Origin of the sequence: Sporomusa rhizae (assembly GCF_041428845.1) — a bacterium.
In the GTDB taxonomy this organism is placed as follows: Bacteria; Bacillota; Negativicutes; order Sporomusales; family Sporomusaceae; genus Sporomusa; species Sporomusa rhizae.
This window is the reverse complement of record NZ_CP156925.1, coordinates 4,875,353-4,887,575: the sequence shown is the minus strand read 5'-3', so window position 1 is coordinate 4,887,575 and position 12,223 is coordinate 4,875,353. Positions and strand designations below refer to the sequence as shown.

General features: G+C 50.1%; 10 protein-coding genes, 2 tRNA genes and 1 pseudogene. All 13 read left to right on the top strand.

Annotation, left to right across the window (positions count from 1 at the left end; all coding sequences use genetic code 11):
* Positions 1–6 precede the first annotated feature (6 nt).
* The 13 genes and pseudogenes from SRRS_RS22845 (at position 7) to selA (ending at position 12,207) form a co-directional block, all read left to right on the top strand.
* Complete coding sequence (locus tag SRRS_RS22845) at positions 7–309, top strand: ATP-binding cassette domain-containing protein (protein ID WP_371363712.1); 303 nt, start codon at positions 7–9, stop codon at positions 307–309.
* A 248-nt stretch (positions 310–557) separates the two neighbouring features.
* A tRNA-Sec gene (locus SRRS_RS22840) sits at positions 558–651 on the top strand.
* Between the two features lie 184 nt (positions 652–835).
* Positions 836–929 (top strand) — tRNA-Sec (locus SRRS_RS22835).
* A gap of 119 nt (positions 930–1,048) precedes the next feature.
* Positions 1,049–1,345 (top strand): annotated as a pseudogene (locus SRRS_RS22830) (glycine/sarcosine/betaine reductase complex selenoprotein A); the annotation flags it as partial.
* A gap of 313 nt (positions 1,346–1,658) precedes the next feature.
* On the top strand, positions 1,659–2,126 hold the full coding sequence (grdA, locus tag SRRS_RS22825; RefSeq protein ID WP_371363711.1) for a glycine/sarcosine/betaine reductase complex selenoprotein A: 468 nt from the start codon (positions 1,659–1,661) through the stop codon (positions 2,124–2,126).
* Positions 2,127–2,143: 17 nt separating this feature from the next.
* Complete coding sequence (locus SRRS_RS22820) at positions 2,144–3,682, top strand: BCCT family transporter (RefSeq protein ID WP_371363710.1); 1,539 nt, start codon at positions 2,144–2,146, stop codon at positions 3,680–3,682.
* Between the two features lie 163 nt (positions 3,683–3,845).
* On the top strand, positions 3,846–5,720 hold the full coding sequence (selB, locus tag SRRS_RS22815) for a selenocysteine-specific translation elongation factor (protein WP_371363709.1): 1,875 nt from the start codon (positions 3,846–3,848) through the stop codon (positions 5,718–5,720).
* Positions 5,721–5,741: 21 nt separating this feature from the next.
* Positions 5,742–6,671: a thioredoxin-disulfide reductase gene (gene trxB / locus SRRS_RS22810; RefSeq protein ID WP_371363708.1), complete on the top strand. Its 930-nt coding sequence runs from the start codon at positions 5,742–5,744 to the stop codon at positions 6,669–6,671.
* A gap of 38 nt (positions 6,672–6,709) precedes the next feature.
* The gene (locus tag SRRS_RS22805; RefSeq protein ID WP_371363707.1) at positions 6,710–7,027 is read left to right on the top strand and encodes a thioredoxin family protein; all 318 of its coding nucleotides are present in this window, start codon (positions 6,710–6,712) and stop codon (positions 7,025–7,027) included.
* A 238-nt stretch (positions 7,028–7,265) separates the two neighbouring features.
* On the top strand, positions 7,266–7,733 hold the full coding sequence (gene grdA / locus SRRS_RS22800; RefSeq protein WP_371363706.1) for a glycine/sarcosine/betaine reductase complex selenoprotein A: 468 nt from the start codon (positions 7,266–7,268) through the stop codon (positions 7,731–7,733).
* A 352-nt stretch (positions 7,734–8,085) separates the two neighbouring features.
* The gene (gene grdC / locus SRRS_RS22795) at positions 8,086–9,624 is read left to right on the top strand and encodes a glycine/sarcosine/betaine reductase complex component C subunit beta (RefSeq protein ID WP_371363705.1); all 1,539 of its coding nucleotides are present in this window, start codon (positions 8,086–8,088) and stop codon (positions 9,622–9,624) included.
* 4 nt (positions 9,625–9,628) lie between these two features.
* On the top strand, positions 9,629–10,795 hold the full coding sequence (grdD, locus tag SRRS_RS22790; RefSeq protein WP_371363704.1) for a glycine/sarcosine/betaine reductase complex component C subunit alpha: 1,167 nt from the start codon (positions 9,629–9,631) through the stop codon (positions 10,793–10,795).
* 26 nt (positions 10,796–10,821) lie between these two features.
* On the top strand, positions 10,822–12,207 hold the full coding sequence (gene selA / locus SRRS_RS22785; RefSeq protein WP_371363703.1) for an L-seryl-tRNA(Sec) selenium transferase: 1,386 nt from the start codon (positions 10,822–10,824) through the stop codon (positions 12,205–12,207).
* Positions 12,208–12,223: the final 16 nt, after the last annotated feature.

The window sequence follows — 12,223 nt, the reverse complement described above, 5'->3', positions numbered from 1 at the left end:
AGCGGCGTGATCGAAATCCGGGGTTTGAAAAAGAGCTATGACAAGCTAGATGTGCTGAAGAACATTAATATCACCATTGAGGACGGAGATATCTATGGGCTGGTAGGCAGAAGCGGTGCAGGAAAGTCTACTTTGCTGCGGTGCATCAATGGATTGGAGACATTTCAGGAAGGAAGCTTGCAGGTCAATGGCGTGGATGTGAAAGCTTTGTCGGCACGAGAAATGCGAAACTTACGCAAAAGTGTTGGCAGCCCTAAGCGGCAAGGGAAACGGTTGCATTTTGAGAGCCAAAGGAATCTTGGAGCTTGATACACAGCACTCCATTCTCTTTAACTTTACGCCTCAGCACTGCCGATGGGTGTCTAGGGAGATTATTGTTTGTGGTAGCCGTTGCTTGGTAAAAAATAAGCTATCCTGTGAAAAAAATAGGATAGCTTATTTTTTATTTGTTTATTGCGCAAGAAACAAAAAAAAAAATTGAATTTTAGTATTGTTTTTTAATTATCTAAATAGTATTATATTAATAAGATCGATTGTCGACAAACGACAAAAAATACGGAAGCAGAGAGGTACTGGTGTGCCTACCGGTCTTCAAAACCGTGTTGCGGCCGAACAGCCGTGGGTGGGTTCGATTCCCATATGCTTCCGCCACCAAGGTTTGTGGCGGAAGCCGTATTTATTGTAAATATTTAAACAACGCAGACTTATTGCGACACTTACAGTCGAAGAATGAAATAATAAGACTTTTTGTGAGAGCATGCGAGTTGCTGTTTAAATATTGTTCAAAATAGTACAATGTTACTAATTGTGATTGCTGACAAACGACAAAAAATATGGAAGCAGAGAGGTACTGGTGTGCCTGCCGGTCTTCAAAACCGTGTTGCGGCCAAGCAGCCGTGGGTGGGTTCGATTCCCATATGCTTCCGCCATAAAAAAATGAAAACTAACAGAAAGGAAATAGCTGCAGATCTCAATGAGCTTAAAATTATATTTAACGGTAGCGGCCTTAGGCGCAGCCGTTTAAATAAATTATTTAAGGAGGAATCAAATAATGTTGCTGAAAGACAGAAAAGTTATTATTATCGGCGACAGAGAGGGTATACCCGATCCTGAGATTGCACTTTGTGCTAAGACCGCAGGCGCGGACGTAGTGTTCTCATCGACAGAATACTTTGTCTGAACCGCCGCGAGTGCTATAGACCTGGAAAACCAGAAGCAGGCTAAGGAATTTACGGAGGAATTCGGCGCAGGACTGGCAGCCGAAACCGTAACAGCCGGCGATCCTATTTTTGCAGGTCCGTTAGCGGGAGTCCAGTTGGGACTGAGAGTATATCATATATGCGAGTCTGTGTTGTACGTTTTGGCGACTATATTTTTGTCGTCTATTGCGTTTAATATATTTTTGTCCGCTCAAATGGGAAAAGCGGCTAATGGTGTATCAGAATATGTACCGGCCTATCTTGGTTGGTTGTATCTACTGTCAGTGTTTATTTTTACATTGACAGCTTTTGGCATGGCCTTTAGCCGTTTTAGCAAAGGCCTATTTGCCTATTCAAAAATCTTAAACAGGCAGATGTGGATAGCAGAGCTCATAAGTAATTAAACAGTTCGGAACCAGCCGTACTGTTTAAATAAATTACATGAGGAGGAATCAGGTAATGTTGCTGAAAGACAGAAAAGTCATAATTGTCGGCGACCGGGACGGCATTCCCGGACCCGCGATTGCGTTGTGTGCGCAATCAGCAGGCGCGGATGTAGTATTCTCATCAACAGAATGCTTTGTCTGAACTGCCGCGGGCGCTATGGACCTGGAAAATCAAAAGCGGGTTAAGGAATTTGCGGAGGAATACGGTGCGGAAAACATCGTGATCCTGCTCGGCGCAGCCGAGGGTGAGTCTGCAGGACTTGCAGCTGAAACCGTAACTGCTGGTGACCCTACTTTTGCAGGTCCTTTAGCAGGAGTCCAGTTGGGACTGAGAGTGTACCATGTATGTGAGCCGGAAGTGAAGGCTGAGGTAGATCCACAGGTATATGAAGAGCAAATCAGTATGATGGAAATGGTGCTGGATGTGGACAACATCATCACAGAAATGCAATCCATTCGCGGGCAGTACTGTAAATTTTAGAAAGGGGGAAGATACATATGTCAAATGGTCAAGGTTCGCAAGATCGCTCTGTTTTGTACGTTTCCGCAACGGTAGCCATGGCGTTTGTAGCATTTAGTGTCATAATGCCCACTCAGATGGGCGCGGTAGCTAAGAGTGTGTTGGGATTTTTAACCTCTAATTTTGGCTGGCTATATCTTCTCTCGGTATTTATCTTTACAGTGACTGTCTACGGGATTGCTTTTAGTCGTTACGGCAAAATCAAGCTCGGTAAAGATGATGAAAAACCTGAATTTACTGATTTTCAATGGTTTTCGATGCTCTTTGGTGGCGGCATGGGAGTCGGGATGGTCTTTTGGTCAGTCGCTGAACCGATGATGCATTACATGTCTCCTCCTGTAGGTCAGGGTGGGACCCCGGAAGCCATGTTACTGGCTATGCGGATTGCATTTAATGATTTTGGAATTCATGTCTGGATTATTTATGTAATTTGTGGCCTGGCGCTGGGATACTTCCAGTATCGCAAAGGCCTTCCGTGTATGATCAGTTCTGCTTTTTATCCAATCCTTGGTGACCGTATTTACGGGCCTATCGGTAAGTCTATTGATATTCTGGCGGTATTTGCCACCATATTTGGTGTAGCTACCAGTTTGGGTTTGGGCGCCAGTCAGATAGCTACCGGTATGCAATATATATGGGGGATTCAGTCGTCACCGGGAATGATCGCAATTATTATCGCGATAATGACTGCGATCTTTACCTTTGCTACTGTATCCGGTCTGCATAAGGCTATGCAGGCTGTTGCCGATGTCAAGGTCTGGCTTTCGATTGCTTTTATGGTATTTATCTTCCTGTTCGGCGGAACAGTTTTTATAATGAATATCTTTACTCATGCGCTTGGCGATTACCTGCAAAACTTTATCGGCCAGGCTCTGTGGATGGGGAATCCAGAGTGGGCACAAGCTTGGCCGGTGTTCTATAGAGCTTGGTATATTGCTTGGGCGGCGTTTGTTGGTCAGTTTATAGCCCGGGTTTCCAGGGGACGTACCATTCGTGAATTCGTTCTTGCGGTAACCACTCTTCCTGCTGGTTTTTGCTGCGTTTGGTTGGCGATATACGGCGGAGCTGCCTTTAATCTGGATATGATGTCAAATGGTGCTATTCAGGCAGCTGTTAAAGCGGATTATACAACATCCTTGTTTGTTACTTTGAAACATTTACCGTTTTATGTAATTACCGCACCTTTGTCGCTTATTTTGATTGTGGCTTCTTTCGTAGGCGCCGCCAACTCCGCTACATATGTGCTTAGCATGCTGACCTCGGGCGGAGACATGGAGCCTGGTAAAAAACTACGGACTTTCTGGGGCATTGCGCAAGGATCTGTTACTATTATGCTGATTCTGGTTGGTGGAACTGCGGCTCTAAAGACCCTGCAGACGGCTTCCATCGCTGCGGCCTTCCCGTTTATGCTGGTTATGATTGTCATGTGCTACAGCATATATAAAGCACTTGCTGAGGAAGAAACGGAAATGGGTCAAACGACTCAGGAGAAAAACAATAACGGTGCTGCACTCTAACCGGAAAGAATCCGGGTATAGATACCAGAAAACTTAATAAATTCAACGCCTGCGGTGGCTGCATTGCCAAGCTGCCGCAGGGGCTTCACAAGGGTGCTCTGTATTGTAGGTGAAGAGGTAGAACACGCGGAGCACAATATTGTCGTATATGGTTGAGGTGTAGATGGAAAGTATTGTAGTTGGAACAGCCGGGCATATTGATCACGGAAAAACTTCGCTGGTAAAGGCTTTGACCGGCTTTGACGCCGATACGCTGGATGAGGAAAAGCGTCGCGGCATTACCATCAACTTGGGTTTTGCCTATTGCACGCTGCCTTGCGGAAAAACAGCCGGTTTTGTCGATGTACCGGGTCATGAACGATTTGTCAAGAACATGCTGGCCGGTGCAGGCGGCATTGATATCGCTATGGTGGTAATTGCCGCCAGCGAAGGGATTATGCCGCAAACCCGCGAGCATATTCATATCCTGCAGTATCTGGGGATCGAACAGGCCATTGTGGTTATCACCAAGATTGGCATGGTGGACGATGATTTCCGGGAACTGGTGGTGGAAGATACCAAAGAATACCTGGAGGCTACCTCGTTAAAGCATGCACCGATAGTGCAGGTAGACTCCCTCACCGGACAAGGCATCCCTGAACTCATCGCCTTGCTTGACAGCATGGCGGCCGGAATTGAACGGGAGACGGTGTTAAAGCCTGCCCGGCTGCCGGTAGACAGGGTATTTTCCATCAAGGGTTTTGGCACCGTTGTTACCGGTACATTGCAGGAAGGCTCAATTGCCTTAAATGACGACCTGATGATTTATCCTGAGGGACTGCCTGTGAAAGTGCGAGGCATTCAAATTCACGAACAGACCGTGCCTGCAGCCCGCGCCGGACAACGAACTGCCCTCAACCTGACCGGCATAACGGTAGAACAGATCAGCAGGGGCTGTGTAGTAGCCAAGTCAGGCTCGGTGCAAGCCACCAGCGTCTTGGATGTACATCTTTCTGTGGCTGCCGATGTCAGCCAGCCGCTTAAGCGATTGGAACAGCTTAAACTGTACCTGGGTGCCACTGAAGTAGTAGCAAAGGTAGTTCTCATGGGTCAAAAAGAAATACATCCCGGCGAAGAATGCTATGCCAAGCTTCTGACCGAATCCCCTGTGATTGCCCGCAAAGCTGACCGTTTCGTGCTGCGGAGCCTGTCGCCGGTTCAGACCGTCGGCGGCGGCAGAATCATCGACCCGGCTGCCAAGCGGTCCGGGTATACAGATACCCAGGCACTGCATATCATGCAAATCAAAGACCAGGGGGAGCCGCAGCAAGTGCTGGAAGCCTTTGCCCGCGAGAACCTGTTTGGCGATAAGGAGGCTATTGCCGCCGCCGCCAACCTGGAAGATGCGGCAGCCTACTTTGACCTTCTGCTGCAAGAAGGCCGACTGCTGGCATTCGAAAACCGGGTAATCCATATTGAGGAGCTGCAGGCTTTACTGGAAAAAACACTGCACATCTTGGCGGTCTATCATGACGAATACCCCTTGCGAGCCGGCATGATCAAGGCAGAACTACAGGCGCGGCTGGATTTTACCGGTCGCTCCCGAGAATTTGAATGGCTGCAGGGCTGGATGAAAGCAACCGGACAGCTTGGACAAAATGGCTTAATGTTCCACAAAGCAGACTTTATACCGGTATACTCCCCTAAGCTGGGCGCTATACGCGATGAAATGCTTGCTGCCGTGCACCAGGCCGGCTATTCGCCGCTGGCTGACTATGAGCTTGTCGGCAGTGACAAAGACAAAGACAGGCAAGCCGTGCTAGAAGCCTTACTGCAATCCGATTTGCTGCCCATTGACGGACATGTCGTCATATTACGGGAACTGTATGTTCAGGCAAAAGAAACGGCTGCCCGGCTAGCTCGTACGGAGGGGGCTATCCGCCTCTCCGATTTTCGCGACAGCTTGGGAACCAGCAGAAAATACGCGCTATTACTACTGGAGAAAATGGACAGGGATAAATTCACCGTTCGTCAGGGCGAAGAGCGGGTATTGATATAAATAGTAGGAGGACGAAGAAAGATGCAAATATATGACGTTATCATTATCGGTGGCGGCCCCGCAGGACTTTCCGCAGGCCTGTACGCAGGCCGTGCGAGGCTGAAGACACTCCTGATTGAAAAGGATAAAGACGGCGGCCAAATCGTAATTACCTCCGAGGTAGAAAACTATCCCGGCTGCATGGAAGAAGAATCTGGTGTCTCCTTAGTAGCCCGCATGACTCATCAGACCGAAAAGTTCGGTGTAGAGCGCGCCCTGGATACCATTACCGCAGTCGACTTCTCCGGCGATGTTAAAGTGCTGAAAGGCAAAAAAGGCGAATACCACGCCCGCAGCGTCATTATCGCTACCGGCGCATTCCCTCGCCCTATTGGTTGCGAAGGAGAAAAAGAACTTATCGGCAAAGGTGTCTCCTATTGTGCCACCTGCGACGGCAACTTCTTTGAAGACATGGATATCTATGTAGTCGGCGGCGGCGACACTGCCGTAGAAGAGGCCATGTACCTGACCAAATTCGGACGTAAAGTCACCATCGTTCATCGCCGCGACCAACTGCGGGCTGCCAAGTCCATTCAAGAAAAAGCCCTCAAAAACCCAAAAATAAAATTCATGTGGGATACCGTCATCACCAAATTAAAAGGCGACGGCTTGCTGGAAGCCATGGTGGTAAAAAACCTGAAAACCGGCGAAGAAACAGAAATCCAAGCCCCCGAAGAAGACGGTACCTTTGGTGTATTCGGCTTCATCGGCTTTCTGCCGCAATCCAGCATCTTCGAAGGTGTTATTAACCTGGAAGACGGCTATATTCCTACCAATGAACGCCTGGAAACCAACATCCCCGGCGTATTTGCCGCCGGCGACATTCGCGTTAAAGATATCCGTCAAGTAGTCACAGCTGCATCCGACGGAGCCATAGCTGCCATGATGGCGGAAAAATATCTGGAACACTAAAAACCGGACACCCGGTAACATAAAAGGAGAGTGCTGATATGTTAGTAGTTGACAAAGAAACTTTTGAACCCGAAGTACTGAAAGCCGAAGGAACCATACTGGTAGACTTCTACGGCGACGGTTGCGTGCCTTGCCAGGCTCTGCTGCCCCACATTGAAGGCTTTGAAAAAAACTACGGAGATAAAATCAAATTCACCAAGCTCAACACCACAGGCGCCCGCCGCTTAGCTATCGGCCAGAAAATCATGGGTCTGCCGGTTATCGCCATCTACCAAGGCGGCGTTAAAGTCGAAGAATTGGTAAAAGAAGACGCTACTCCGGACAATGTGGAGCAAATGATTAAAAAATATCTCTAATATCTGGCTATCCAGCTATTTAACAGAGCGGCATAGTACCTTGCGACACCTAACTATTTGGATTATATAGCAGTCTTTTTCCGTCCTGAGTCGTTGTCGTCGCCTTACATATGTCCGATATGCGCGGCTCCTCCGCCTAGCAGGGCGAAAAAATCCTTGCTATCTAATCTCAAATTTTAAGTGACGCAAGGTACCGCCGCTACTGTTTAAATAAAATAAAATGAGGAGGAATCAGGCTATGTTGCTGAAAGACAAAAAAGTCATAATTGTCGGCGACAGGGATGGCATCCCCGGTCCTGCGATTGCGCTATGCGCGCAAACTGCAGGTGCGGATGTAGTATTCTCATCAACAGAATGCTTTGTCTGAACTGCTGCGGGCGCTATGGACCTGGAAAACCAAAAGCGGGTTAAAGAATTTACGGAGGAATACGGTGCAGAAAACATCGTAATTCTGCTCGGCGCAGCCGAAGGCGAGTCCGCCGGACTTGCAGCCGAAACCGTAACTGCCGGTGACCCTACTTTTGCAGGTCCTTTGGCGGGAGTCCAGTTGGGACTGAAAGTATACCATATATGCGAGCCGGAAGTGAAGGCCGAGGTAGATCCACAGGTGTATGAAGAACAAATCAGTATGATGGAAATGGTGCTGGATATAGACAATATTGTCAGTGAAATGAAATCCATTCGTGATCAGTACTGCAAGTTCTAAGTTTTTATCCCGAGACTAATCTGCGCGAAGACTTCCCATCTTATACCGTTGGGAGTCATACCCCTACGGGCACATTTGCGCGGCTAGTCCTTGGAGGTTGGGCCACTAACCTCCGGATGGGGTAAAAACCCCACCTGAAGGTTAGTCTGCTCTATTTCTATTCCAGAATTTACTAACTAATTCTGGGGGGCAATAAAGCGACTAAGGATTTTACCGTCGGCCTATGGGGATTTGGCAGCAGCCAAGTCTTTCTTAAGAAAGAAGCCGGATGATGCGGGCGGTAAAAGAGAGGATTACCTATTAACCTTATCTTTTACCGCCCGTTCAATCTTTAGACGAAAGGATGTTTCCTATGTATAGCGTACTCAAAGGGACGGGCTATTTTTTGGCACATACGCCGGACATGGTTATCCATAATGGCACGACCCAGACTACTGAAAAGAGAATCAAACCCGATTCCGACTACCTGAAAGACATTGTTAACGGCATGCGTGACTATGAAGCCTGTGTAGCTTATCCGCCCAATCAGGTATATATCGGCAATATGACGCCGGAAGAACTGGCAGCAGTGCCTGCGCCTTGGTATGACAAGCGCGTAGAAGCCAAGCGTCAGGGTGCGTTCGGAGAAATCATGCCTCAGGATGAATTCGTCGGTATGATGAAGATCTGTGATGTCTTTGACTTGGTCAAGTTGAATGAAAGCTGCAGCAAAGCCGTGAAAGCTAAGCTGGAAGCACATCCTCTGATTGATAACAGCATGCTTACCCCACTAGATAAATCCGCTACCTCAGAAGAAATTGCCGATCTTGTCAAAAACGCCGGAGCTGAGGCCATTCATCTGAATGGCGAAGTGGTTGGCTGCGTTAAGGCCGCCCATGACATTGACGACTCGCTGTCGTCCCATGTCATCTTTGAGAACCTGGTTTCCAAAGCCTCATGTGTAGCTTCGGTTCTGCAATTAATCCGCCAGACTGGTGTAGATAAAGCAGCCATCGACTACATTATCGAGTGCTCCGAAGAAGCTTGCGGCGATATGAACCAACGTGGCGGCGGCAACTTTGCCAAAGCAGCAGCCGAAATGGCAGGACTCGTCAATGCCACCGGTTGTGACGTGCGCGGTTTCTGCGCCGGTCCTACCCATGCCCTGGTGCAAGCGGCCTCTCTGGTGAAAGCAGGCGTCTTTAAAAACGTCGTAGTAGCCGCCGGCGGCTCCACCGCCAAGCTGGGCATGAATGGTAAAGACCACCTGAAAAAAGGGTTGCCCATTTTAGAAGACTGCGTGGGAGGCTTTGCCGTGCTCATTTCGGAAAATGACGGCATCAACCCAGAACTCAACACCGACATTCTGGGGCGTCACACCGTAGGCACCGGCTCCTCGCCGCAAAACGTTATCTCGGCCTTAACTTTTACACCGCTCGAAAAAGCAGGACTTAAACTGACCGATGTAGACAAATACTCGGTAGAAATGCAAAATCCTGACATTACCAAACCGGCCGGTGCAGGCAATGTGCCTGAAGCCAACTACAAAATGATTGGCGCCTTAGCGGCCATGAAGGGCCAAATCCAAAAAAGCGAGCTGAACGCCTTCGTTGAAAAGCACGGCATGACCGGCTGGGCTCCTACCCAAGGCCATATTCCTTCCGGCGTTCCGTACATGGGCTTTGCCCAACGGGAAATCCTGGCAGGCTCCATTGAGCGCGCCATGTTTGTCGGCAAAGGCAGCTTGTTCTTAGGACGTATGACCAACCTGTTTGACGGAATCTCCTTTGTACTGCAGAAAAACAGCGGTAGAGGTCAAGAATCCGGCGTAACAGAAGCCCGGGTGCAGCAACTAATCGCCGCATCCCTGCGGGAGTTTGCCGGACATCTGGCCGGAAAGTTGGAGGAGTAGCGCTATGGCGGATAAACAAATCAACCGCATTATTGCCGACACCTTCCTCAAGCTGGCCGACTCCCTGGAAACCGGCGCTCAGGCGCCGCGGGCCGTCATCGCCCTCACCGCCATGGGCAGTGAACATGGCGAGGCCGAGCTGTACCAAGCGGCTGCTATGGCAGCCAAGCAGGGCATCAAGGTTAAAATCATCGGCACCCAGCCGGCTACCTGCCCTGGCGTGGAAACCGTGCTCATTTCCTCAGAAGAAGAAGGCCATAAAGCGCTGGAAACCCTCTTAGACAGCGGTGAAGCCCAAGGCGGCGTAACCATGCACTACCCTTTCCCCATCGGTGTTTCCACCGTAGGCCGTGTCATTACCCCGGCCAAGGGCAAGGCCATGTACATTGCTACAACCACCGGCACCAGCGCCCTTGACCGGGTAGAAGGACTTGTGCGCAATGCACTGTATGGGATTGCGACAGCCAAAGCCTGCGGCGTGGCTGAACCGACAGTGGGTCTCCTCAATATTGATGGGGCACGCCAGGCGGAAATCCAACTGCAAAAACTGCAAAACAGTGGCTACCCCATCCGCTTTGCCAGCTCAGGACGAAGTGACGGCGGTGCTGTTATGCGGGGCAATGACCTTTTAATGGGCTCTTGTGACGTCATGGTCGCCGACTCCCTGACAGGCAACATCTTAATGAAGATGTTCTCCTCCTACAGCACCGGTGGCAGTTACGAATCGGTCGGCTACGGCTACGGGCCGGGTATGGGCGAAAACATCGACAAGCTCATCCTTATTGTATCCCGTGCGTCTGGTGCCCCGGTTGTCAAAGGAGCCATTGAATTTGCTGCCGAACTGGTTCGCGGCGACTACAAGAACGTATTTGCGGCAGAACTCAAGGCAGCCAAACAAGCAGGGCTAGATGCCGTCTTTGCCGGCTGCCGGGCCCAAAAACAAGCCGGAGAAGCCCCCGAGGCAGTAGTGCAGCCCCCAAAAGAAGTGGTGACTGCGGAAATTCACGGCATTGAAATTTTGGACTTAGAAGATGCCGTAAAGGCCTTATGGAAAGAAAAGATCTATGCCGAAAGCGGCATGGGTTGTACTGGACCGGTAGTTCTGCTAGCAGAAGCAAAAGTAGAACAAGCCAAAAATATTTTGACAACTAAAGGGTATATTGGCGAATAACAACAGCTTGTACAGGGAGGTCCCCCATGACGAAGCAGCAGCGCCTGCGTACTTTACCTAAAATGGACGATCTATTGAGGGTCATTGAAAGCCAGGCCGGCGACCTGCCGCGCAGCCTGATTAAGTCGGTCATCCAGGACGAACTGGCCTGCTATCGCGAACGCCTCCTGGTCGGTCAACAGGACTGCTGCGACCAGGAGGAACTGCTCACCGGTATCCGGCAGGAAATCAACCGGCAGTCACAGCCCCACTTGCGGGGTGTCATCAATGCCGCCGGCGTAATCCTTCACACCAATCTGGGGCGGGCTCGGCTGTCAGACGAATGCAGCGCTATGCTGGCCAGTGTAGGCTGTAAGTATTCCAATTTGGAATACGATCTCAATGATGGCAGCCGGGGCTCGCGCTACCAGCATGTGGAGGACCTGCTGGTTCGTCTGACCGGCGCTGAAGCCGCCCTGGTTGTGAACAACAACGCGGCAGCCGTGTATTTGGTACTGGACTCTGTCACCAAAGGCCGTGAGGTGGTAGTCTCCCGGGGGGAGTTAGTGGAAATCGGCGGTTCCTTCCGTGTCCCAAGTATTATGGCCGCCAGCGGCTGCAAGCTGGTGGAAGTAGGGACTACCAACAAAACACACCCTTCTGATTATACGGCTGCCATTTCTGAGCACACCGGGGCTTTGCTCAAGGTACATACCAGCAACTATAAAATTATTGGCTTTACCGCCGAGGTGGAAATGCCGGAGCTTGCGGCAATCGCCCGGCAAAACCAGCTGCCGTCTATCTATGATCTGGGCAGTGGTCTGATGCTGGATTTGTCTCCGTATGGTATAGCCGGTGAGAAAACGGTGGCGCAGTGTGTAAGGCAGGGGGCAGATCTGGTCTGCTTTAGCGGTGACAAGCTGCTGGGTGGCCCGCAGGCGGGAATTATCGTAGGCAAGTCAGTCTATATAGCCGCGATGAAAAAGAATCATCTGCTGCGGGCCTTGCGTATCGACAAGCTGACGCTGGCTTCACTGGAAATCACCCTGCGCCAGTATCTCGACCCGGAAAGAGCCGTCAAGTCCATACCGACATTGCGGATGATCGCGCAACCGCCGGCAGTTGTCCGGGAAAAAGCGGAGCGTCTTGCTGGCTTACTTGCCGGAGTCGGGTGCAGGTGCAGCGTGGTCAAAAGCGCAGCGCGGGTGGGGGGCGGTTCCCTGCCGGCTGTGGAGCTAACGTCGTATGCTGTTGCCATTCAAATGGAAGGACTATCTCCCAACAGGCTGGAAAGCAAAATGCGGGAAAACTCTATTCCTATTATTGCGCGGATAACGGATGACTGTCTGCAATTAGATTTGCACACAGTGGAACCGGAAGAATTTGCAGATATAGTTCTTTGCCTGAAAATGATTATCAGTGGCCTAGGGTAAAATTAAAATACGAAAG